Genomic DNA, 23,758 nt, shown 5'->3' with positions numbered 1-23,758 from the left:
CCATGACCATCTCTTTAAACGGGCAGGTATATGTTGTTACCGGGGCCGGGCGGGGTATTGGACGAGCCATCGCCATTGCGCTTGCGGCAGCAGGTGCAGCCGTTGTCGTCAATGATCTACAGGCGGATATAGCGCAATCGACCGTGGATCAGATAATCGCCGAAGGCGGTCAGGCGGCACCGGCTGTTGCGGCCATCGGCACGGCACAGGCCGCCGCGCTGTGCATCGATACAGCCGTGACCGAATTTGGCCGCATGGATGGGATGGTGGCGAATGCGGGCGTTCTGCGTGATGCGATTTTATGGAAGGCCACGGATGAGGATTTCGATTTGGTGATCCACACCCATCTGCGCGGCGCTTTCACCTGTGGCCGGGCAGCGGCACAATATTTCCGTCAAGGTGGGCTGCGTGGGGCCGGGCAGGGCGGGGTGGTGATGCTTGTGTCCTCGGTCGCAGGGCAGCGCGGCAACCCCGGCCAAACCGCTTATAGCGCGGCAAAGGCGGGTGTGGCGGCATTGACGCGCACATGGTCGATGGAATTGTCGCGCAGCGGGGTAAGTGTGAATGCGATCGTACCGACGGCGCTGACACGGATGGTGGCGACCATTCCGGGGTTGGAGGACGCGGTGCAGGCCGCCGAACGCGGCGCCCCGATACCCGAGCGGCTGCGTCATGATCTTGGGCTTGGAACCGCGCAGGATGTGGCGCCGCTGGCCGTGTTTCTGGCCTCGGAACAAGGGCGTGAAATCACCGGCCAATGCATCGGCATCGGCGGCGATCGGCTGTCGTTATGGTCGCATCCGCAAGAAGTAGCGCTGTGCCATCACGCGGGCGGTTGGAGCGCCCAAAGCATCGCCCGTGCATGGACAACCGATCTGGCCGCGCAGCGTCAAAGCGTGGGCATCGGCACCAAGACCTAAGGCAGGCATTCACCAACATCATATGTTTCATTGGGAGGAGACACGATGACCACCATGACAGCACGTCGCATAGCAAAATTATTGGTCGGCGCCGCATATCTTGGCATGGCCGGGGGCGCGCAGGCTGATACGGCACTGCGCCTGGCACATTGGCTGCCACCCAGCCATGCATTGCAAACCACAGGGTTTGAACCTTGGACACAGTCGATCTCGGATGCGTCGGACGGCAAGATCAGCTTTTCGATTTTTCCCGCGCAGCAGCTGGGATCCGCCACCGATCACTATGATCTGGCGCGCGATGGGATCGCAGATATCACCTATGTCGCGCCCAGTTATCAGCCCGGCAGGTTCCCCATCATCTCATTGGCGGAACACCCGTTCATGGTCACCAATGGCATTTCAGGATCTGCGGCGTTCAATGATTGGTATATGGACTATGCTGCGCAGGAAATGCCCGATGTTCATGTTTGTATGGCATTCATGCAAGACCCTGGCACATTGCACACGGTTGAACAAATGACCCAACCGTCGGACCTAAAGGGCAAAAGCATCCGTCCCGCCAATGCGGTGATGGGGTCGATGATTTCGCTTTTGGGTGGGGCAAGCGTTCAGGTGCCAGCACCCGAAGTCCGCGAGGTCATCGCGCGCGGTGCTGCCGAAGGCATCACTTTCCCATGGGACAGTGTCTATCTGTTCGGCATCGACAAAGAGACGAAATATCACATTGATTTCCCACTTTATACGACGGTGTTCGTAATGGCGATGAACAAGGCCACATATGAGGGCATGCCCGAGCCGGAGCGCGCGGTGATGGATGCGCATTGCACATCTCAATGGGCGCAAAAACTGGCATCAGGCTGGGCCACACAAGAGCAATCTGGCCGCAGCCGCGCCATCGCGGATCCAAGCCATATCGTCTATGCTCCTACGGCCGAGGATGTCGCCATCTGGCGAGATGCCACCGCACCATTGATGCAGGCATGGCGCAGTCAGGTCGGGCAGGCGGGACATGATCCGGCACCGATCGAAGACCGTTTCCGCACCATCATGGGCGCGGCTGACGCGCTGTATGACTAAGCCATCCGCGCGACCTTGTTCCAATGGGTGCAAGGCCGCGCCCAATGTCTGATTGTATCGGAGACCCTCATGCCCGCTTTGCGAAATTTTATCCGCTGCGGCGCGACTGCGGTGGAAACCGTGGCTGCGGCATGCCTTGCTGCGGTGACGGTGATCGTGTTCGCCTCGGCCCTTGGCCGCTATGCCTTTGCTGCGCCTATCCCGGATGCGTTTGATCTGTCGCGGTTATTGCTGGGGCTGGCCATCGCATGGGGCTTTGCTGTGTTGGGATTTCGCGGCGGGCATATTTGCGTTGACCTGCTGGTTGAGGCTTTGCCCCCCCGCCCGCGCCGCGTCGTAGAAATCTGCGCGCAGCTGGTGCTATTGGCCTTTACCGCAACATTGGCGTGGAAAATCTTTGGCCGCGTCGTCAGCGCCTATGCCTCGCATGAGGCGACATTCGATTTGCGATTGCCGATCTGGCCGCTGCTGGCTGGCATCTGGCTGGGGGTGGCCATAGCGGTGGCGACCACATTTGCGGGGCTGATCTGGCTGCTGACCGGACGTGGCCTGGATGAATTTGAGCCTGAGGACCTTGATCATGAGTGAAACAGATGTGATTGCGATTGCTGGGTTTACCGTGCTGTTTGGCCTGATGGCATTGCGCGTTCCGGTGGGTATCGCGATGGGGGTTGTTGGCGTGGGCGGGTTCGCGCAGATCGCAGGCTGGGGACCGGCGTTGAACCAATTGGCGATTTCTCCGCTGCGGGTGATCACCGATTACAACACGTCGCTGATCCCGATGTTTATTCTGATGGGTGTGTTTGCCACGCGTTCGGGCATCTCGGCAGAGCTGTTCGGGGCGGCACGCGCTTGGGTGGGACATCTGCGCGGCGGGCTGGGCCTTGCGACGATTTCTGCCTGTGCGGGCTTTGCTGCTATCTCCGGGTCATCGGTGGCCACGGCCGCAACCATGAGCCGCGTTGCTCTGCCGCAGATGCGCAAAGCGGGTTACCGAGATGAGCTGGCAACGGGGGTCATCGCCTCGGGTGGGACATTGGGGATCTTGATCCCGCCTTCGGTCGTGCTGGCGGTCTATGGCTATATTACGCAACAAGATATCGGCACGCTGTTCATCGCGGGTGTGGTGCCCGGCGCGTTGGCGGTGGGGATGTATCTGGCCGTGGTCTGGCTGATCGCGGGCAAACAGGCCGACCGCGGACAGCGTTTAACATTGCGCGCCCGTTGTGGTGCGCTGCGCGGCATATGGGCCGTGATGGTGCTGTTTGTTGCTGTGATCGGCGGAATTTACGCCGGTGTCGTCACCCCTACAGAGGCCGCCGCCGCCGGTGCCTTTTTGACCGGGTTAATCGGTGTCTTGCGCGGGCGGTTAAATATGCAAGGGCTGCGCATCTGTCTGGTCGAGGCACTGCGCACTGCCGTGTCCATCTATACGATCTTGATCGGGGCGATGTTGTTCAGTTACTTTCTGGCGATCACCCAAACGCCACAAAAAATCACAGCATGGCTGACAGATCTGGATCTGGGCGCCTATCCGACCTTGGGCCTGATATTGATGTTTTTCCTGATCATGGGCTGTATTTTGGATGCGATGGCGATGATCATCTTGTTGGTGCCTATCGTCTATCCGGTGGTTGTCGCACTGGGGTTTGACCCAATCTGGTTTGGTATCATCGTTGTCATGACGGTGGAGCTGGGGATGATTACCCCGCCGATCGGAATGAATGTCTATGTCATCAATGCGGTGATCCGCGATGCGAAACTGATCACGATTTTTCGTGGGGTGATGCCTTTTGTGGCTGTGGATCTACTGCGTCTTGTGGTGTTGGCGTTGATCCCGGCGATCACCCTTTGGCTGCCCAATACAATGAACTGAACGACAGTCACCTAAGGAGGATATGATGACTTTCTTTACACCCCGCCATCGGTGGGCGGCTTTGCCGATCCTGTTTGGCACGACATTTGCCACCGCCGCTTTAGCCCAAGACAACGAAACAACCGCCTGTGCCGCTTTGGCCGGGGTTGCCAATTTTGATACGATTATCAGTCGTGCGCAGGAAATGCCCGCTGCCGATGGCTTGCCCGCTTATTGCATGATCCAAGGTGTGATTGAGCCGCGCGTGGGCGCCCAAGGCCGCGTGTTCGGCACCGGATTTGAACTGCGCTTGCCGCATGAGTGGTCGGGGCAATTCTTGTTTCAGGGCGGTGGTGGCTGGGACGGCAGTGTCGATCCCTCTGTCGGGGTGATCGACCGCACCAACCCTGAAGACACCGCGCTGGGGCGTGGGTTTGCGGTGGTCAACACCGATGCTGGTCACACTGGTGACAGCGCGACAGATGGTTGGTTTGGCATTGATATGAAGGCGCGGTCCGACAACGGCTATAATTCCGTTACCTTGGTCACTCAACGCGCCAAAGCATTGATTTCAAGATACTATGGGCAAAAGCCACAGCATTCTTATTTCTTTGGCTGCTCGAACGGTGGGCGTCAGGGCATGGTGGCTGCGGTGCGCACGCCCGAGGCCTTTGACGGCATCATCTCTGGCGCGCCCGCTTTTGATCTGACCAACTCAATCATCGCGTGGAATTGGAACACACGGGCCTTGATGCAGGCCGCGCCTGTTGGGGCAGATGGCGTGCCGGTCGCTGCGCAGGCGTTTTCGGATGCTGATCTTGATCTTGTATCACAGGCGGCCATTTCCGCCTGTGACGGTGACGATGGGGCGCGTGATGGACATGTTTTTCGTCCCACGCACTGCAGGTTTGATCCCAGCGTTTTACAATGCACCGAGCAAAAAACGGCGCAGTGCCTAAGCCCACAGCAGGTGACGGCCCTACAGATGATCCAAACCGGGCCAACAGACAGCACTGGCGAAGTGCTTTACACTGGCTGGCCGCTTGCCGATATGGCGGGTGCGTCGGGGATGCGGGCATGGATGTTGGGATCTTCTACAACCGCTTCGCCCAATGCGCGTGGTTTCAGCTTTTCACAGGGGTGGATGCGCACGGTTGGCGCGACCCCGCCACGGCCCGATTTCAACGCGATGGAGTTTGATATCGACGACCGCGAATTCTTGATGGAGAACGCGCCGGTTTTCGCCGCCACCGCGACCGATTATCAGCCATTCCACGATCACGGTGGCAAGATTTTATGGTGGCACGGGAACGCAGATCCAGCGTTCTCGGTCACGCATTTCCTTAAATGGTATGCACAGTTTCAGCAGGACAATTCCAACGCCGACACGTTCTCGCGGCTGTTTTTGGTGCCGGGGATGCATCATTGCGGCGGCGGGGATGGGTTGATCAGCTTTGACGCGCTGTCACCGATGGTGGATTGGGTCGAAAATGGGGTCGTGCCAGAGCAGATCGCGGCGACCGTTCCGGGCGGCACGGCGGCGGAGGCGCGGCCATTATGTGCCTATCCGGCCTATGCGCAGCCCACGGCGGATGGCAAAGGCTTTAATTGCGGCCAATAAGCCTATTTTCAGCCCCCGGTTGTCACGGGCCAATAAGGGCCTGTGGCGCGGGGGCACCATCGTTCCGCCCCGAAAACTATATCGTCCACGAACTGGAGCCCTAAGCCGGGTATTCAACTGTCAGGGTGGCGTGCCGTGGCACTGCCCATGGTCGTCATACCACCAGCACAGGGTTTCTTCCTCTGCCCTGCTGCGGCCGTCTTCTGGTGCGGCCCCCATGCGCAAGAAGCGATGACAGTCCAGACCAGCAATCTGCATCCGGCCTGATACCCCGTGACCCAGATGGCGCGACATGACCCGATCAATCAAACGCGATGTCAGCTCGTGCGGTTGGGCGCAATCGGGGTTGGCAAGGATCGCGGCCTCTCGGCTTTGGCGTGCCGCATCGGCGGCGGTGATGTCAGCAACCTTTGTGCGGAACTCTGCCTCGGTTGCGATATAGGCCTCCAGCGCAGGGATGGATTTTTGCGGTGTTTTCTTTAACTTTAGCCGCCCATCCTGATACAGATCGTACAGCATGCGCGCCCCGATAGGCGATGTCAGCTGAACAGGGGCATCGTAGAAGGCCAGCTCTTTCTCATCCGATGACAGGCGCACTGATTTGGTCCGGCCCGCCAATACGGCACGGCGCAACCCCGCCAGGGCAGGGGTGCGATGCACATTTGGGATCATATCAATCACCGAAAGCGCCGGCCTCATCAGCATTTGTATATCCCAAAGCATATACGGCCTTCTTTCATTTTATGGGGGTAAGCAGGGATGGTATATCGGCAGGCGCGACGCGTCCAGCGGTGATTGTTGACACAGCCTCAGTCAGTACGCAGCTGGGACGTGGTGCGAATATTCGACACTTTGCGGTATTCGCGCGGGGTCATCCCGGTTTCTTGCAAAAAGGCGCGGTTGAAATTGGACAGGTTGGTATAGCCCGACTCAAAACAGATATCGGTTACAGCATCGCGTGTCTCTGCAAGCATCGTGCACGCCCGTGAGATGCGGATGGCGCGTTGGTAGCTTGAAAATGTCGTGCCGGTCAGCGCCTTGAAGCTGCGCGAAAATGTGGATGGGTTTGCGCCCGCCAGATCCGCGGCCTCTTGCATCGATACAGAGGGGTTGGCCTGAATATGCTGGATCGCGCGGTCAATCTTGGCATGGCGGCCACGGGCAAGATGGGCATAGCCGCTGGCGAAACCAGGGCTGGCCAACAGGCGACGTTCATCGGTCTGGGCAAATATGTCCAAAATTTCCGCGAATAACCCCAGACCGATGGCCGGAGGGCTGGTCAGCAACTGGATCATCAACGCGCCGGCGCGGGCCTCGGCCTGTCCTGTCAACGCAATGCCGCGTTCGGCCAAAGGCGCAAGTTTGGCAAGGCACCGCAATTCCGCCACGCCATGCCCATTTTGCATTAAATTTGGCGCGTCAAATTGCAAAACGTAATCACGCCCGGGCTGGACCAATCCCGGAGAGACCCAATTGTGCGGTAAGTTGCTGCCGCAAAGCGCAATATGGCCAGGTTCAAAACTGCCGATATGATCCCCGACATAGGTATATCCGCGCGCATGGGGGATGAAGTGGATCTCCCATTCCGGGTGGTAATTCCATGTGCACAGCGGGTGCGGATAATCATCTTGTCGGATCAGATAGGACCGACGTTCGGGGATGTTGATGCTTTCGCGGGTGGCTTCAGTCGGGCGCGGCGGCCGGGTCAAAAGCGCGGCCGCAGGGTCCGATGGGGCCGACCCGGGATCATTCTCCGACCGATCATCCGATGATTTCATTCGATCATACCCCCTTTGATGGCCATGTTTTGCCAAAATAGTATCAGTTTTTAGCAAGTAGGAAACTATTAACTGCACCGAATCTTCGCCAGTCTATGGCCTCACATTCAGGTGAGACCTGGTTCTTTGGGAGGAGAATACCGTGAAACCTACTTTGATCCCCGCCACATGTCTGGCGGCCGTTTTTGCCACATCCGCAGCCGCGGCACCGATCTGTAATGATGATCTTTGGGTGCTGGCGCAGCCTCGCGATGGTCTGACATTACTGGAAGATTATGTGGATGAATTCGAAGAGCTGTCCGGCGCGGGCTTTCAGATTGAATATCTGAACGAAAATGACCGCCGCGCCAAATCGCAGGCAGATGCGTCGACCGTCGGCAGTTTCGATGTCTATTATGTCGATGAGGCCAATCTGCCGCTGTTTGCATCGTCGGACTGGATCGTGCCTTTGGGCGATTATTACCCGCAAGATTATGATTATGACGATTTCGACGCTGGCATGCGCAGCGTTGCCTCTTATGACGGAAAACAATGGTTCGCCCCAATTCAGGGCGGTGGCGATTTGATGGTGTATCGCACGGATCTGTTGGATGCAGCAGGTATTGCCCCGCCCAAAACTTGGGAGGAGTTCAAGACCGCAGTGAAGGCGCTGCACGATCCTGACAACGGGGTATATGGCGTGGCGCTGCGTGGTCAGCGTGGATCGGGCGCAAATGTCTGGCGCTGGTTGCCGCTGTTTGCGGCGCATGGTGGCGAATGGGTCGATGAAAACGGTGATTTCGCGTTCAACTCTGACGCGGCGGTTCAGGCGACAAAGGAATATCTGGACCTGTTCCAATATTCCGCACCGGGCACGCAGACCGGGTCATTTGATGAATCCACCGGGGCGTTCCGGTCAGGCAAAGTGGCGTTGATCATCGAATCCGCGCCTTTGGGGGCAATGTCCAAAGACCCAACGCAAAGTCAGGTGGTTGATACGGTGGCCTTCAGCCCGCCGCCTACGCCGCTGCCTGGATCGGGCTATGCGCATGGTTTTGCCATTGCTAGCCGCGCCAACCCGACCGAGGAAGAAAAGGCCTGTGCGGGTCTGTTCGTCGCCTGGGCCACATCGAAAGAGCAGGAAGCCCGCCGTCTGGCCGCAGGTCAACCCGGTGAGCTGACGCGCAAAAGCACATATGAAAGTCCTGAATATGTCGCGACATTTGGCGAAAACCTGTCACTGGCGATGGCCGACACCGGGGCCAGCACCAAGGTATTGTTTTGGCAAGATCCTGATTGGCAGGAATTGGGCAATGCATGGGGCATCAAACTGGAAGAGATGATCACCGGGTCGCGCAGCGATATCAAAGGCGCGCTTGATGAGTTGGAGCAGCTCGCCAACAGCTTCTGATTTATCCTCATCTCGCTTGGGGAGGGGGTGCGCCAGCGCGCCCCCTTACCCTGCATATCTTCACGGAGACGATTATGAGACTCGGGCGAAGCCTTCCCGTTGTATTTCTGGGGCCCGCGCTGATGGTCTTGATCATCCTTGCGGCCGTTCCCACGCTTTATGCGTTCAATATCTCGTTGCAAAACAGAACCCTTAGCGCGCCGGATGCGGATTACATCTGGTTCGCCAATTACCTTGCGATGTTCAGCGATGACCGGTTTTTGAACGCGCTTTGGGTGTCGTTGAAATGGGAAGTTCTGACGGTATCTGCGACCATGATTGTCAGCATGGGATTGGCCATCGCGATGTTTGAAGCCGCATCGCCGCGCTGGCGCAAAGTGCTAAGCATCTTGTTTATTATCCCGGTGCTGCTGCCGCGCGTCTGTGCTGCTTTTGTGTGGAAATTCTCGTTTCATCCACTTTATGGCGCGGTGACATGGCCCGCGCGGGCAATCACCGGCGACACGCCTGACATCTTGTCTTCGCCAGCGGGGGCGATGTTTGCGGTGGCGTTTGTGGATGTCTGGCAATGGGGACTGTTCTTTGCGGTGATCATCTTGAAATTGCTGGAGGCCTTACCGCCGCAACCGCTTGAGGCGGCGCGAATTGATCGCGCCAAACGGTGGGAAATTCATGCCTATATCACGTTGCCGATGCTAAAGCTGCCGCTGATTTCGCTGCTGTTGGTCAAGGCGATTGAATCGCTTCGCTCTTTCGATCTGGTCTATGTGATGACCCGTGGCGGCCCCGGCGTGGCCACCGAGACCCTGGATATGTATGCCTATTCTCAGGGGTTTATCGAGGCCGGGAATATCTCCTATGCCTCTGGAATGGCGGTGGTGATGCTGGTGCTGACTGTCGTGATGTTCACCGTAATCTGGAAAAGGCTGAACCAATGAAACCTGTTACATTCGTGTTGCGGCTGGTTCTGGTGATTGCGGCGCTGCTGGTGGTGCTGCCGCTGGTATGGACCCTGTTGAACGCGTTCAAAACCAATGCCGATCTGTTGGTCAGCACGCCCAAACTGATCTTTACCCCGGTGTGGGACAATATGGAGTATGTGCTCAATCGGCGGTCTGTTGCGCGGGCGCTGGTCAATTCACTGGTGATCTGTGGCTGGGCGGTGGTGCTGGGCGCGGTATTGGGTGTGCCCGCGGCCTATGTGATTGCGCGGGTGAAAAACCGCATCACACAAGAGGCGCAGTTTTTTGCCCTGTCATTGCGGTTTTTGCCCCCCGTTGCGGTGGCCATCCCGATGATGGTGATCTGGCTGGGGCTGGGGCTGTATGACTCGCGTGTGGCCCTGATTATCACCTATATGACGATCACGGTGTCGATCACCATTTGGCTGTCGATCCCGGCGTTTGAACGTGTGCCCCTTGCAATTGAGGAAGCGGCGCGGGTGGACCGCTTGGGTCCCTATGCCACCTTCTTTCGCATCGCCTTGCCGGTTGCCAAATTGCAGGTGTTATCAGCCATCGCGTTTTCGTTTATTTTGGTGTGGAACGAGTTTTTGCTGGCGATGATGTTGACCACATCACGAGCCAAAACGCTGCCGATTATCGCCTCTGAAATGTCCCAACTGGGGATGAGCGTGCCTTGGGGCATCTTGAATGCTGCCGTGGTGCTATTGTCGCTGCCCCCGTTGATCCTTTTGGCCCTTGTTGGGGCAGGGTTGAACTCTGCCTTCTCCGCAAAAACATCTCAGGAATGACCTAATGAAAGCACTTGTTCTGGAGCGTAAGGGCGAGCTGTCCCTGCGCGATATCGATTTGCCGTCCACGCTTGGCCCCGGGGATGTGCGCATTCGCTTGCACACGGTGGGGATTTGCGGCTCTGACGTGCATTATTACACGCATGGGCGGATTGGTGATTTTACAGTGGATGCGCCGATGGTGCTTGGCCACGAAGCCTCTGGCACGATTACTGAAATCGGTTCAGATGTGACAGGGCTGAAGGTCGGGGATCGGGTCTGTATGGAACCGGGCGTGCCCGATCCCAATTCGCGGGCCTCGCGGTTGGGGCTGTATAATGTGGATCCGGCGGTGACGTTTTGGGCTACGCCGCCGATCCACGGGGTTCTATGCCCGGAAACCGTTCATCCAGCAGCATTTACCTTCCGTCTGCCCGACACCGTGTCATTCGCACAAGGTGCGATGGTTGAACCCTTTGCCGTGGGCATGCAGGCGGCCAAACGCGCAGGGATCGCACCCGGCGATACGGCGGTGGTCATCGGCGCAGGCACCATTGGTATAATGACAGCGCTTGCGGCGCTTGCGGGCGGATGTTCACGGGTGCTTATTTCAGATCTGTCCGCCGATAAGCTGCGGATCGCGGAATCCTATCCCGGCATTACGGGTGTCAATATCCGCGACACCAGCTTGCAAGAACCGGTTGCAACCTTGACCGGGGGCTGGGGCGCAGATGTGGTGTTTGAATGCACTGGGGCGCAGGCAGCAATGCGCGATCTGTTTCATATTGTGCGCCCGGGCGGCACTGTGGTTTTTGTCGGGCTGCCACCCACGCCGGTCGAAATCGACATTTCGGCGGCTACGGCACGCGAATGCCGGATGGAAACGGTGTTTCGCTATGCCAATGTGTTTGACCGGGCATTGGATTTGATTGCGGCGGGCAAGGTGAATCTGACGCCGCTGCTGTCAGGCACGTTTCCCTTTGATAAGTCCATCGCGGCGTTTGAACGTGCAGCCCAAGCCCACCCTACGGATGTGAAACTGCAAATCCGGGTGGATATGGAAAGTGAGGCCGAGTGATGGCAACGGTAGAATGTTCAGGTCTTCGCAAATGCTATGGCTCGCATGAGGTTATTCGCGATTTCAACCTGTCGATAGCGGATCATGAATTCGTTGTATTTCTTGGCCCGTCGGGCTGCGGAAAATCGACCCTTCTACGGATGATTGCCGGGCTGGAAGATATCACCGGGGGCGATTTGCTGATCGGTGGCACGCGGGTGAATGACAATGATCCCGGAGAGCGCGGGATCGCGATGGTTTTCCAAAACTATGCGCTTTATCCGCACATGAGCGTGCGACAGAATATCACCTTTGCGCTGGAACGCGCCGGTGACAGCAAAGAGCGGATCGCCAAACGTCTGGCCCCGGTGGTGGAAAGCCTGGGCTTGGATGTTTATCTGGATCGCAAACCGACGGAATTGTCGGGCGGTCAGCAGCAGCGGGTGGCCATCGCGCGGGCGATGATCAAAACACCCGAAGTGTTCTTATTCGATGAGCCATTATCGAACCTTGATGCCAAGCTGCGCGGCCATTTACGGGTGGAAATTGCGCGTTTGCATAAGACACTGAAAAGCACTTCGATTTATGTCACCCATGATCAGCTGGAGGCGATGACGCTGGCGGATCGGATCGTGTTGATGTATCAAGGCCGGATTGAGCAGATGGGCACACCGGAGGAAATCTATTCCCGCCCGGCCACGCTGTTTGCCGCCGGGTTCATTGGCACACCCAATATGAATTTTATCACTTTCACCGTTCAAGAGGGGCGACTGCGTGATGGCACGCTGGATCTGCCCGCGCCCGAAGGGGTGACGGGACATGTGACATTGGGCATCCGCCCCGGCGCTGTTGAGGTTCTGGATGCGCCGGCGCATGATGCGATCCCGGCGGTGGTGGAGCGTGATGAATTCCACGGTGAAACCAGGTTGGTGGCACTGACCTGCGGCGTGCAGGGGCTGATGGCGGCTATTCCTGCGGCGCGCAAACTGCACGAGGGGCAAAACCTGTTCATCCGTTTTCCATCGCAATCGCTGCATTATTTCAATACGGATACGGGCCGACGCCTGTGACCGCTGCGCGGTGATGGTGCAGCAGGGCTGGCGCGGTGAACGGTGACCCAAACCGGGCCAGTCCCCGGCCAGCCTAAGACGACCCAAGCAGGGATGGCCAATAGCGCGGCGTATCAGATTGATGCGCTGCTAAATGCTCTCGGGTGTGACAATGTCAAAGGGCACAGTGCATTGCACAGTGGTGGCGCGCCCCTTTTGTTCAACGGCGTCAATCATCGTCTGAACCAAGGCTTCTGGTGTTGCCTTTAGCGGGTGGCATAGTGCGGCGGTGATCAGCCCCTCTGACAGGCCCTTGCGGGTTTCAGGGCCGATGTCGCGACATACCAGCCGGATTTGACTTTGCCGGGTTTGCGGGATTTCACGTATCGCCCGCAAGACGCCAGAGATACCGCCGCCCACGATAAAAATCCCAACAAGATCCTCAGAGGATTTCAAAAGATCACGCGTGATTTCATACGCTTGCAGCGGCTCTTCATGGGTGGTCTGGCTTTCTTCAATCATAAATTCCGGAGCAATCTCGCGGAAATAGGATCGAAAGCTGGCATCCGCCACATCCTGACATTGATACCGCGGGTTGCCCTGAAATATGACAAGCTTTCCCGGCACGGGTGACATGTTATGAATGAACCATGCAGCGGTTCGTCCCACGCGCCAATTGTCTGTGCCCACAAAGGCGGCACGTTCTGGCGCCGACTGATCCGTGATATAGGTGATGACGGGTTTGCCAATCTCATTCAGGGCGCGGATCGTTTGGCTGATTTGCGGATGATCGGGGGCGATGATCGCAACAGCATCGCAGTGCTGTCCCAAAGAATACAGCCTGTTGGAGAAATTCTCGGGCGTAAGAAGATCTACAAAATCCACAAGCGGATCGACAACATCCAAAGGCCGCAAACGGCAGGCTTGTCGAATTTCGCGGGCAAACATTTGATACAGTTCACGCGTTGATTGCTGCAGCAAAAAACCAAACCTGTAATGGGGGGCCGATTTTCGGATCTGATCTTCGATCGCACCCAGACCATAAAATCCGATCCGTTCTGCGGCTGCGTGGACGCGTTGGGCGGTGGTGCCTTTTACCGTTCCTGCCCCCGATAAGATCCGGTTCACGGTGGAAGTGGAAACCCCGGATTCGCGCGCAAGATCGGTGATTGTCGGGCGTTTCATCATAGGTCTCCTGCCTAGGTTAATCTCATAATGAATGATATAAAATGATACAAATAACGCAGAAAATCGCAAGATGTATTTCATTATCTAGCAAGCTCGCTTACCCCTTTCCTCACAAGGGGCCTGCACGGGAGACAGGCCAGGGAGCATCAAATATGAAAAATGTAAGCCGTTTCGCGGCGTTTACGTCGACGGCCATCGTGGCCGCATTTACCGCAACTGCTGTCATGGCAGCCGATATCTTCGTGATCGGCGGCAAGCCCGATGATCCGTTCTGGTCTATCGTGAAACGCGGCGCCGAAGACGCGGGTATGGTTGCCGAGGCGCAGGGCGGGTCGGTCACTTGGCTGGGACCGCAAAACTATGACAATCTTGGCGTGGATGCAGCAGAGCTGATCCGTCAGGCCATTGATCAGGGCGCAGATGGGATCGTTGGTCCAAATTGGGTTCCAGAAGCGATGGATCCCGCGTTCGAGGCCGTGACGGCCGCGGGCATCCCGCTGGTCATCTACAACGCCGGTGGTTTGGAAGCGGCCGACCGTTTGGGCGCGATGAACTATGTCGGGGCGAATGAATTTGGATCTGGCGAGTCCGCCGGTGCCTATATGACGAAAAACGGCAAGTCCAATGGCGTGTGCATTAACACCATTCCCGGTGCTGCCAATGTCGAGAATTTCTGTGCAGGCTTTGTGCAAGGCATGACAGATGGCGGTGGAGAGGGCGGGGTTTTGCCATTGCCTGCGACTTCATTCGGGTCCGCTACGGCTGTGGCACAGGCGGTTCGGGCGCATCTGCTGCAAAACCCGCAGATTGATGCGGTGTTCACCGTCGGTAATGTCGATTCCAATTCGGCAATTTCGGGTGTGCAGCAATCGGGAAAATCCGGCCAGGTCTTGGTCTGTGGGATGAATTTCGACGAAACCATTCTGGCACAGATCAAAGACGGCAATATGGCCTGCGCAATTGACCAGCAGGGCTATCACATGGGCTATCTTGCCGTATCAATCCTGAACGCCAATGCGAATTTTGGCCTGACCGTTCCCACGCGCGAAATTCTCACCGGTCCTGGTGTGATCGACAGCAGCAATGTCGATGCGACGATTGCAGGCGTGAAAGCCGGCACCCGCTAAGCAAACGCGATTTATGACGGATCCTTTGGCCTGTGATGGGCCAACTGCCCTAGGCACAGGCCTGGGGCGCCGTCCGAGCGCGCAAATTCTTTGAATTTCGAGGACCAAAATGACCTCTGTCACGCAATCTTTACCGGATGAAACCAAGAAGTCTGCGTCAAGCGCGATCGGGCGTTTGATCCGGCGTCCTGAAGCAGGCTCTTTATTAGGGATGCTTGCCGTATTTGTCTTTTTCTCTGCGGTGGCGTCAAATATCTTCGTTCAACCCGCTGGCTTTGCAAGCTGGCTTAATGTCGCGGCCGAAATCGGTATCGTTGCATTGCCTATCGGATTGCTGATGATCGCGGGCGAGCTGGACCTGTCTATCGGGTCTGTGATCCCTGCTGCATCGCTGATCGTAGCTGTGATCTCAGGCTATCACGGCTTGCCCGAGATCGTAGGCATTGGTGCCGCGCTGGTCTTTGGCCTCACAGTGGGGTTAGTGAACGGGTTTTTGGTAAATCGCACCGGTGTGCCATCGCTAATCGTTTCTATCGGGATGATGTTTGCGGTGATGGGGCTGACGTTGGGCCTGTCGGTTCTGCTGACCGGGTCGACTTCGGCCAATATCGTGCCAGATGCCTTTTACAAATCCATTCTGGGCCAATTCGTTGGTGGGATGTTCGCGGTCACGATCTTTTGGTGGTTGGGGTTCATCGTGGTGGTTGCGTATATCCTGCATGTCTCGCCCATCGGGAATTGGATCTATGCGCTTGGCGGAGATCGCATTTCAGCGCGCAATGCAGGTATTCCGACCGAGAAACTGACCATCGGCCTGTTTATGATGTCCGGATTTTCGGCGGCCTTTGTCGGCGTCAGTCAAGCGATGGTCTATCAAAGCGCACAGGTTGCAGGTGGTCAGGCGTTTATCTTCAACTCTATCATGTGTGTGGTGATTGGCGGCGTGCTGCTGACGGGCGGCTTTGGATCTGTTCTAGGAATCGTTTTGGGCACCATCACCTTTTCGATGGTGAACCAAGGGATCTATTTCACCAGTTTTGACGCGAATTTAGGCTCTGTCATCATTGGCGCGCTGTTGTTGATCGCGGTGTTGATGAATGACACGTTCCGCCAGCTCGCGCTCTCATACTCCAGCAAGAAAAAATCCTAAGGAGCACGGCGATGAACAACTTTTTGGGGAACTTCCTACGTCGGCCCGAAGCGGGCGCTGTTATAAGCCTTTTGATTGTGGCGGCCTTCTTTGTGATCTTTGGCGGAGTTCAGATCGACCGGTTTCTTGGCGCGGCGTCTTGGGTCAACTTTGCGGCCAACCTTGGTATTGTCGCTATCCCGGTTGGGCTGTTGATGATTTCGGGTGAACTGGACATCTCTATTGGGGCGATGATCCCGGCAGGCTCTATGACGGTTGCGATTGTGTCGGGCCATTACGGGTTGCCCATTTCAGTGGGGATCATTGCGACTTTGGGGTTGGGGGTCGTGATTGGCTTGATCAACGGGCTGCTGACAGTCAGAACCTCTGTCCCGTCGTTGATTATCACACTGGCCACGCTGGTGGCGATGCAGGGGATCATTCTGTCTGCCTCGGTCTTGTTGACCGGTAATGCCTCTGTGCCGTTGGAGGCTCCGGATTGGGCGAAGGCGACATTTGGTATCTTGATCGGCGGATCCTATCAGATCGTGATCATCTGGTGGCTGGGTCTGGCTGCGGTGTATTGTTTCTTTATCCATCACACACCAGTCGGGAATTGGCTGTTTGCGATGGGGGGCGATACCGAAAGCGCGCGAAATGCGGGTATCCCGGTGGAAAAGATGACGATCACCTTATTCGTGCTGTCATCCACATCTTCTGCCTTTGTGGGAATGTGCGGCGCAATCTTATTCAACTCTGCCCAAGTGTCGGGTGGTATGAATTACATCTTTAACGCCGTGGTGTCGGTGGTTGTTGGTGGGGTTCTGTTGACGGGTGGGTTTGGCTCGGTCGTTGGGGTGTTCTTGGGCACCATTACCTTCGCAGTGGTCAATCAGGGCATCTATTTCACCGATATCGACCGTAATTGGTCGTCGCTGATCATCGGCGTAATGCTGTTGCTGGCCGTTTTGATCAACAATTCCTTCCGCAAATTCGCGCTGTCCTACAGCCCCAGTAAGAAGTGAGAACTGCTATGGTTCACCCTGTTCTTGAGCTTAAAAATGTAAACAAATCCTTTGGGCCGATTGATGTTCTGCATGACATTTCCCTGAGTGTGAAAGCAGGCGAAGTTCTGTGCCTGCTGGGTGATAATGGCGCGGGCAAATCGACGCTGATCAAGACGCTGGCCGGGGTGCATAAACCAAGCTCTGGCACTATTAAGATGGATGGTGAGACCATCACCTTTGATAAGCCAAAAGACGCAGCAGATCGCGGCATTGCCACAGTACACCAATTTGGCGGCACCTTTCCGTTGATGTCGATTGGGCGCAGCTTTTTCGTGGGCGTGGAGCCCGTGAAGAAATTTGGTCCGTTCAAAGTATTCGACCGCAAAACTGCGAATGAAACAGCGGTGAAAGCGGTTCAAAGCTTTGGCATCACCCGGATTGATGATGGCGACCGCCTGATTGGTGGATTGTCGGGCGGCGAACGCCAGGCATTGGCCATCGCGCGGGCGGTGCATTTCGGGGCGCGGGTCTTGATTTTGGACGAACCCACTGCCGCTTTAGGCGTCAAGCAGGCCAGCCATGTGCTGCGCATTGTCATGGAGGCGAAAAAGCGCGGCATCGCCGTGATCTTTATCACCCACCAGGTCACGCATGCGATGGCGGTAGGCGATCATTTCGCCGTGCTGATCCGTGGCGCTTTGGCCGCCAATTTCATGCGCGGCGAACGTTCGCGCGAAGAAATCACGGATCTGATGGCGGGCGGAGAGGCGTTGGCCGATCTGGATGACCATATGGAGCCATCCTCAAATCAGAGCGCCGCGGCCGCATCGCTTGCCTAAGCGCGCTCTGGCGTTCGCCCCTCCCTTCGAACTCCTCCAAGGCGGACGCCATCCAACTCTATTGCAGCGAAAGTGAAGACCATGAAGCATACTTTAGACCCGCATATGATCCGGCATCTGTCGCTGGAAGAGACCGTTCGCAAGGTTGCGGAGCTGGGCTATGACTATGTTGAAATGTCACCGCGACCGGATTTCTTTTCGTGGTGGACCCGCCCGAAAATGTATCCGGAGCGCATTCAAAGCTTTAAGAAAGCATTACGTGACAACAATGTAGGTCTTGCATCAATCCAACCGATGTATCGGTGGTCCAGCCCCTATCAAGACGAATGGGATGTCGCTATTGAGAATTGGAAACGCGCGATTGAACTGGCGGTAGAGCTGGAATGCCCGTTGTTCGTGTCCGAATTCGGCCGTGGTGGATCGCCCAATCGCAGCCTGAATGACCGGTCCGGTTTGCATCGGCCCGAAACCTGTGAAGGCCAGTTTTTCCGGGCAATGGATATTCTTGTTCCCTTGTTGGAACGCGAAGGGATCAAACTGTCTTTGGAGGCGCATCCTGAAGATTGGGTAGAAGAAATCGCACCAGCCATCGACATCATCAAAACCATCAACTCACCATTGGTTCGGGCGTCGTTCATAGCGCCACATACGTTCTTCTACGGTCCTGATATGGTGGCCAATCTGCGTTCCACCGCAGGCTATCTGGAACATGTGCGCCTGGCCGACACCTATGACCACAACAAATCGTCTGAGCTGCGTTACATCGTGAACCCGCCCGAAAGTAAAGTTCGCGTGCATCAGCATCTAGATTACGGTCAAGGTGAAATTGACTGGGATCTGTTTTTCTCGACTTTGGCAGATATGAAATTCGATGGCGTGCTGTCGAACTGTGTGTTTGCATGGGAAGACCGCGCCGAAGACAGTGCCCGTTTTATGCTGGCTGAGACAAAACGCTATCTTGCGAAATATTCCATGTCAGGGGGCGCATGATGGCCCTGAAAATTGGTGTAATTGGCACCGGCATGATCGGCCAGGACCATATCCGCCGTCTGACGCAGGTGTTGTCAGGCGCCCAGATCACAGCGGTGACTGATATTGATGCCGTACGCGCTGCTGCTGCGGCGCCTGCCGGGGCGCGGGCGACGAACACACCACAAGAGCTGATCCGCGCAGATGATGTAGAGGCGGTCGTGATTTGTTCTTGGGGTCCAGCCCATGAGGAGCAATTGCTGGACTGTATCGCCGCAGGCAAGCCGGTGTTTTGTGAAAAACCCTTGGTGACATCGGAACAGGCTGCGCTGCGCGTCATTGATGCCGAAGCCGCCTTTGGCCGCCGTCTTGTACAAGTGGGTTTCATGCGCCGCTTCGATGCAGATTATCGCAGTTTGAAGGCGGTGATTGACGGTGGCACACTGGGCACGCCGCTGATGTATAAATCGGTGCATCGCAATGTCTCGGTCCCGGCGGGGCTTTATACCTCTGACATGCCGCTTAATGACACATTGGTGCATGATGCCGATATTTCGCGCTGGTTGCTGGATGATGAAATCTCCGCAGTGGAGGTCCGCACACCGCGCCGTTCGTCGCGCGGACAAGATCTGCGCGACCCGGTCATGGTGATGTTGTATATGGGCTCTGGCGCAATTGTTGATGTCGAGATTTCGGTGAATATCGCCTATGGCTATGACATTCGCGGCGAAGTCAGCTGTGAACAGGGAATAGCGGCGCTGCCCAATCGCCCAGCCACGGTGATCTCCGATCAATTTGGCATACGCCAGGCGATACCGCGTGATTGGCGCGATCGTTTCATCGATGCCTATGATCAAGAGTTCCGCGAATGGATAATCGCGGCCCAAAAAGGCGGGGCGACCGGCCCGTCCACATGGGATGGTTATGCCGCGACACTGGTGGGCGATGCGGCTTTGCGCGCTGTCACCAGCGGCGCGCGTGAACCCATCCATATGCGTGACAAACCAGACATCTACGCCTGAACTAACCAACATCATTCACATAAGCCTGCACAGGAGACCGCCATGATAAACGGCGAACGAACACTTATGCGCCCTCTACGCTGGGGCATGGTCGGCGGTGGCCGGACCGGTCAAGTTGGCTATAAGCACCGAACGGGTGCATTGCGCGATGGCACCTATCAGTTGGTGGCCGGTGCGTTCGATCTGGATGCGCAGCGCGGTCGCGAATTTGGCACGAATTTGGGCGTGGCATCGGATCGCTGCTATGCGACCTATCAAGACCTCATCGCTGGCGAGGCAGATCGCGAAGACAAGGTTGATGTTGTCTCGGTCGCCACCCCAAATTTCACCCATTTTGAAATCACCAAAGCGTTGTTGCAGGCGGGGATCCATGTGATCTGCGAGAAACCGCTGTTCTTTACTGTCGCGGAATGTGATGAAATTCGTGATCTTGCCTCGAAAAACGGTTTGATTGTGGGCGTGACCTACGGCTTCACCGGCCATCCATTGGTGCATCAGATGGCGGCGATGGTGGCCAAGGGATTGCTGGGCGATATCCGCATCATCGACATGCAATATACCCATGGGTTCAATGCGGGTGACGACACCAACGCAGGCGATGCCGTCAAATGGCGCACCAACCCTGCGACCGCGGGATCCACCTTTGTTTTGGGAGATATAGGCACACATTTATATTACCTTTCCGAAGTGGTGTTGCCCCATATCAAGGTCGAACGTCTTCTGTGTGACCGCAAAGCCTTTATTCCCACGCGTGCGCCGCTGGAAGATCATGCCACTGTCTTGATGCATTACGACAATGGTGCACGGGGGCGGCTATGGTCGTCTTCGGTCAATGCCGGAAATATGGGATCGCAACGCTACCGCTTTATCGGTTCAAAGGCATCGGTCGAATGGTCGGACAGCCATCCCGATCAGCTGCTCTATGAAGTGCAGGGCGAACCCAATCGTATCTTGCATCACGGCATGTCTTATCTGGAAGACGAGAGTCTGGCGGTGGACCGCATGGGCGCGCTGCATACCGAAGGTCTGGGCGACAGCTGGGCCAATATCTACCTGTGGATCGCGCAGGCCATTGATGCCCGAATGCGCGACGATGACGCCTTTTTGGCCAGCCATCATTACCCCGGGATTGAGGCCGGCACAGAAGGCGTGCGCTGGTTGGAAAACTGCGTCCGCTCGGCCGATGCGGGTGCGGCCTGGGTCGATTACAAATAACCGTCTCTTTCGAGGAGTACAGAGACATGAAACTTTCAATTTGCACCGATGTGATGGCCGATCTGTCCTTCACGGATATGTTGGATAAATGCGTCAAGCTGGGCGTCGAGGGCATCGAGATGACCGGCGGTGGTTGGTCATCGGGCCCGCATTTCCGCGCGGATGAACTGTTGGCAGATAAGGCGCTTTTAGCCCAAAAGCTGAAAGAAATCGAAGCTAGGGGCCTTAGCATTGCAGCGCTGAATTGTTCGGCCAACCCGCTGGATCCGGGCGCGATGGGCACCCGCCATCTGACCGAGATGAAAGACACCATCCTTCTTGCAGGTGAGATCGGCGTCGAGACCATCGTCACCATGTCGGGCCTGCCCGAAGCCGCCCCCGGCGACAGCGTGCCCAACTGGTTAGTCTATACCAAAAGCTGGCCAGATGAGATGCCAGAGCGCGACCGATATCAATGGGAGGACCGTGCTTTCCCGTTGTGGAATGAGCTGGTTGAATTTGGCAAATCCGCCGGGATCAAACGCTACGCGCTGGAAAATTTCTCCGCGATGTTGGTGTGGAACCCTGAAACCCTGTTCCGATTGCGCAATGAGGTCGGTGATATGGTCGGGATGAACCTCGATCCGTCGCATCTGATGTGGATGGGCGCGGACCCGATTGCCTCGGCGCGGGCATTGGGGTCAGCGATCCACCATTGCCACGGAAAAGACACGCGGATCGAACGCGGCCTGTGCGATGTCAACGGGTTGCTGGAAACCAAAGACGTGACCGATGTTGCCAACCGCGCGTGGAATTACGTCGCGGTCGGGGCAGGGCGTGATCTGCAATGGTGGAAAGAGTTTTTCTCGGTCGTGAGAATGACTGGCTACAACGGTTGGGTGTCTTTGGAGATGGAGGATTTCACCATGTCCACCAACGCGGGAATTCAGTCTTCCATCGACGCGCTGCAAGCAACGATCATACGCTGAGAAGAAGGACAGGTTCAGATGTATAAATTCATCATTACCATCGACTTACAGCCGGGCATGCGCGACATCATCCTTGCGCGGGCACCGCAAGCGCAGCTTGCCACCCGCGCCGAGCCCGGCTGCCTTGGTTATGATTTCTACATCTGCACCGACAATCCAGACCGCCTCGTCTTCATTGAAACATGGACCGACGAGGCGGCACATGACGCCCATATGCGCGAAGCACATACCATTGAATTCATTGAGTTCCACGAAAGGTTTCACACCGGTTTATGTTTTGAAACGGTCAATTTGTCGGCGCCGAAGGATACAAATTAATGCCCGGTCCCATCACTATCACATCCGCGCCATGCTGTTGGGGCGTGGATGATATCACCAACCCACATCTGCCCGCATGGGAGGCGGTGTTTGACGATGCCGCTGCCGCAGGATTCGGCGGGCTGGAGCTGGGGCCATATGGCTATGTCCCGCTTGATGTTGCCCGGGTGTCGGATAGCTTGGCGCAGCGCGGGCTGTCGATTGTGGCAGGCACTATTTTTGATGATCTTGTGTCGCGCGAAAATCGCCAGGCGCTGGTATCGCAAACCCATGATATCTGTGCCTTTATCACCGCGTTGCCCAAACCGGCCAGCCATTCCGGCCAGCGCTTTGACGCGCCCTATCTGACTGTGATGGATTGGGGACATGATATCCGCGATTACAGTGCCGGCCACAGTGAGTTGGCCGTGCGATTGTTGCGTGATGATTGGGCGGGAATGATGGAAAACATCCGCCAAATTGCGCAAGTCGCACGCGATGATTATGGGGTGCGTGCGGTGATCCATCCGCATGCCGGCGGCTATATTGAATTTGCAGATGAGCTGGCACAGTTGGCCGGCGATATCGCACACGATCTGGCGGGCTTGTGTTTGGATACGGGCCATTTGGCCTATTCGGGCATGGATCCCGTAGCCACATTGACGCGCTATTGGGACCGCGTGGATTACATCCATTTCAAGGATATTGACCCAATCGTTTATGATCAGGTCATGGCTATGCGTATCCGCTTTTTTGATGCCTGTGCAAAGGGTGTCATGTGTCCAATTGGACAGGGAAATATCGACTATGCCGCGATCCGCGATGTGCTCTTTGATAAGGGCTATGGCGGCTATATCACCATCGAGCAAGAACGCGACCCGCGCAATGTGACCTCCATTTTGGATGACCTTGCCGCGTCGCGCAGCTTTCTCCAGAAGACAGGCTTTTGAACTATGACCAAGGATTTGGACGTAATCACCATTGGGCGCGCAGGTGTTGATTTATATGGGGCGCAAATCGGCGGCCGATTGGAGGACATGGGCAGCTTTGAGAAATACATCGGTGGCAGTCCGACCAATATCGCTTGCGGTACCTCTCGGCTGGGGTTGAAAACCGGGCTGATCACCCGCGTGGGTGACGAACATATGGGCCGGTTCATCCTTGAGCAACTGGCGCGTGAAGGTGTGTCGGTAGAGGGGGTCAAGACCGATCCTGACCGTTTGACCGCGTTGGTGATTTTGGGCATTCGTGATGAAGAACAGTTCCCGCTGATTTTTTACCGCGAGGATTGCGCGGATATGGCGCTATGCGAACAGGATATCGCCGAGGATTTCATCGCACGGACCCGCGCAGTTGTGGCCACGGGGACGCATTTGAGCCATCCGCGCACGGAGGCTGCGGTGCTTTGCGCGTTGGAGCTTGCGCGCAAACACGGTGCGCGCACAGCGTTGGACATTGATTACCGGCCCAATCTTTGGGGTGTTGCGGGTCATGGTGATGGCGAAAGCCGTTTTGTTG

The 23,758-nt window shown here is 56.6% G+C and carries 24 protein-coding genes; 21 read left to right on the top strand and 3 right to left on the bottom strand.

The window, feature by feature from the left end:
- The first annotated feature begins 2 nt into the window (after positions 1-2).
- The 5 genes from BFP70_RS10360 to BFP70_RS10340 all read left to right on the top strand — a co-directional run bounded on the left by BFP70_RS10360 (position 3) and on the right by BFP70_RS10340 (position 5,473).
- Positions 3-920: an SDR family NAD(P)-dependent oxidoreductase gene (locus tag BFP70_RS10360; RefSeq protein ID WP_083217469.1), complete on the top strand. Its 918-nt coding sequence runs from the start codon at positions 3-5 to the stop codon at positions 918-920.
- 45 nt (positions 921-965) lie between these two features.
- Complete coding sequence (locus BFP70_RS10355) at positions 966-1,997, top strand: TRAP transporter substrate-binding protein (RefSeq protein WP_066011509.1); 1,032 nt, start codon at positions 966-968, stop codon at positions 1,995-1,997.
- 69 nt (positions 1,998-2,066) lie between these two features.
- A complete protein-coding gene (locus tag BFP70_RS10350; protein WP_066011508.1) occupies positions 2,067-2,585 on the top strand; it encodes a TRAP transporter small permease in 519 nt (172 codons plus the stop codon).
- Positions 2,578-3,873, top strand: a complete 1,296-nt coding sequence (locus BFP70_RS10345; RefSeq protein WP_066011507.1) for a TRAP transporter large permease — start codon at positions 2,578-2,580, stop codon at positions 3,871-3,873. The genes BFP70_RS10350 and BFP70_RS10345 overlap by 8 nt, the downstream gene beginning before the upstream one ends.
- Positions 3,874-3,898: 25 nt before the next feature.
- On the top strand, positions 3,899-5,473 hold the full coding sequence (locus BFP70_RS10340; RefSeq protein WP_066011506.1) for a tannase/feruloyl esterase family alpha/beta hydrolase: 1,575 nt from the start codon (positions 3,899-3,901) through the stop codon (positions 5,471-5,473).
- Positions 5,474-5,593: 120 nt separating this feature from the next.
- Here the strand turns inward: BFP70_RS10340 and BFP70_RS10335 are convergent, their stop codons facing one another.
- Both BFP70_RS10335 and BFP70_RS10330 read right to left on the bottom strand, forming a co-directional pair.
- Complete coding sequence (locus tag BFP70_RS10335) at positions 5,594-6,178, bottom strand: hypothetical protein (protein WP_176715546.1); 585 nt, start codon at positions 6,176-6,178, stop codon at positions 5,594-5,596.
- A 104-nt stretch (positions 6,179-6,282) separates the two neighbouring features.
- Positions 6,283-7,251, bottom strand: a complete 969-nt coding sequence (locus BFP70_RS10330; RefSeq protein ID WP_083217444.1) for an AraC family transcriptional regulator — start codon at positions 7,249-7,251, stop codon at positions 6,283-6,285.
- Between the two features lie 142 nt (positions 7,252-7,393).
- Between BFP70_RS10330 and BFP70_RS10325 the strand changes: the two genes are divergently transcribed.
- The 5 genes from BFP70_RS10325 to BFP70_RS10305 all read left to right on the top strand — a co-directional run bounded on the left by BFP70_RS10325 (position 7,394) and on the right by BFP70_RS10305 (position 12,500).
- Positions 7,394-8,641 carry an extracellular solute-binding protein gene (locus BFP70_RS10325; protein ID WP_066011504.1) on the top strand — a complete coding sequence of 416 codons (1,248 nt, stop codon included), beginning with the start codon at positions 7,394-7,396 and terminating at the stop codon, positions 8,639-8,641.
- Between the two features lie 74 nt (positions 8,642-8,715).
- Positions 8,716-9,579, top strand: a complete 864-nt coding sequence (locus tag BFP70_RS10320) for a carbohydrate ABC transporter permease (RefSeq protein ID WP_066011503.1) — start codon at positions 8,716-8,718, stop codon at positions 9,577-9,579.
- On the top strand, positions 9,576-10,394 hold the full coding sequence (locus BFP70_RS10315) for a carbohydrate ABC transporter permease (RefSeq protein ID WP_066011502.1): 819 nt from the start codon (positions 9,576-9,578) through the stop codon (positions 10,392-10,394). The genes BFP70_RS10320 and BFP70_RS10315 overlap by 4 nt, the downstream gene beginning before the upstream one ends.
- Positions 10,395-10,398: 4 nt before the next feature.
- Positions 10,399-11,451 carry an NAD(P)-dependent alcohol dehydrogenase gene (locus BFP70_RS10310; protein WP_066011501.1) on the top strand — a complete coding sequence of 351 codons (1,053 nt, stop codon included), beginning with the start codon at positions 10,399-10,401 and terminating at the stop codon, positions 11,449-11,451.
- Positions 11,451-12,500: an ABC transporter ATP-binding protein gene (locus BFP70_RS10305; RefSeq protein ID WP_066011500.1), complete on the top strand. Its 1,050-nt coding sequence runs from the start codon at positions 11,451-11,453 to the stop codon at positions 12,498-12,500. The genes BFP70_RS10310 and BFP70_RS10305 overlap by 1 nt, the downstream gene beginning before the upstream one ends.
- Positions 12,501-12,629: 129 nt before the next feature.
- On the opposite strand, the gene BFP70_RS10300 is transcribed toward BFP70_RS10305, so the two are convergent.
- Positions 12,630-13,664 carry a LacI family DNA-binding transcriptional regulator gene (locus tag BFP70_RS10300; RefSeq protein WP_176715545.1) on the bottom strand — a complete coding sequence of 345 codons (1,035 nt, stop codon included), beginning with the start codon at positions 13,662-13,664 and terminating at the stop codon, positions 12,630-12,632.
- Positions 13,665-13,819: 155 nt separating this feature from the next.
- On the opposite strand from BFP70_RS10300, the gene BFP70_RS10295 reads away from it, so the two are divergent.
- From BFP70_RS10295 to BFP70_RS10245, 11 genes are all read left to right on the top strand, one after another.
- Positions 13,820-14,794 (top strand): substrate-binding domain-containing protein, encoded by a 975-nt coding sequence (locus tag BFP70_RS10295; protein WP_066011498.1) that lies wholly within the window; start codon positions 13,820-13,822, stop codon positions 14,792-14,794.
- Between the two features lie 109 nt (positions 14,795-14,903).
- Positions 14,904-15,944, top strand: a complete 1,041-nt coding sequence (locus BFP70_RS10290) for an ABC transporter permease (RefSeq protein WP_083217443.1) — start codon at positions 14,904-14,906, stop codon at positions 15,942-15,944.
- Positions 15,945-15,955: 11 nt separating this feature from the next.
- Entirely contained in the window at positions 15,956-16,948 is a 993-nt protein-coding gene (locus BFP70_RS10285; RefSeq protein ID WP_066011497.1) for an ABC transporter permease, read from the top strand.
- An 8-nt stretch (positions 16,949-16,956) separates the two neighbouring features.
- Entirely contained in the window at positions 16,957-17,769 is an 813-nt protein-coding gene (locus BFP70_RS10280; RefSeq protein ID WP_066011496.1) for an ATP-binding cassette domain-containing protein, read from the top strand.
- 81 nt (positions 17,770-17,850) lie between these two features.
- On the top strand, positions 17,851-18,759 hold the full coding sequence (locus BFP70_RS10275) for a sugar phosphate isomerase/epimerase family protein (RefSeq protein WP_066011495.1): 909 nt from the start codon (positions 17,851-17,853) through the stop codon (positions 18,757-18,759).
- On the top strand, positions 18,759-19,760 hold the full coding sequence (locus BFP70_RS10270; RefSeq protein ID WP_066011494.1) for a Gfo/Idh/MocA family oxidoreductase: 1,002 nt from the start codon (positions 18,759-18,761) through the stop codon (positions 19,758-19,760). Before BFP70_RS10275 ends, BFP70_RS10270 begins: the two co-directional genes overlap by 1 nt.
- 42 nt (positions 19,761-19,802) lie before the next feature.
- Positions 19,803-20,975 (top strand): Gfo/Idh/MocA family protein, encoded by a 1,173-nt coding sequence (locus BFP70_RS10265; protein WP_066011493.1) that lies wholly within the window; start codon positions 19,803-19,805, stop codon positions 20,973-20,975.
- Between the two features lie 26 nt (positions 20,976-21,001).
- Positions 21,002-21,943, top strand: a complete 942-nt coding sequence (locus BFP70_RS10260) for a sugar phosphate isomerase/epimerase (protein ID WP_066011492.1) — start codon at positions 21,002-21,004, stop codon at positions 21,941-21,943.
- An 18-nt stretch (positions 21,944-21,961) separates the two neighbouring features.
- Positions 21,962-22,261, top strand: a complete 300-nt coding sequence (locus BFP70_RS10255) for a putative quinol monooxygenase (RefSeq protein ID WP_066011491.1) — start codon at positions 21,962-21,964, stop codon at positions 22,259-22,261.
- Positions 22,261-23,190: a TIM barrel protein gene (locus tag BFP70_RS10250; protein ID WP_066011490.1), complete on the top strand. Its 930-nt coding sequence runs from the start codon at positions 22,261-22,263 to the stop codon at positions 23,188-23,190. The genes BFP70_RS10255 and BFP70_RS10250 overlap by 1 nt, the downstream gene beginning before the upstream one ends.
- A 3-nt stretch (positions 23,191-23,193) precedes the next feature.
- A partial coding sequence (locus tag BFP70_RS10245; protein ID WP_255356667.1) for a PfkB family carbohydrate kinase occupies positions 23,194-23,758 on the top strand: 565 nt, incomplete at its 3' end.

The organism is Thioclava sp. SK-1, from assembly GCF_001705665.1.
Lineage (GTDB): Bacteria > Pseudomonadota > Alphaproteobacteria > Rhodobacterales > Rhodobacteraceae > Thioclava.
The sequence above is the reverse complement of the archived record's forward strand: the minus strand, read 5'-3'. Positions and strand labels throughout refer to the sequence as shown.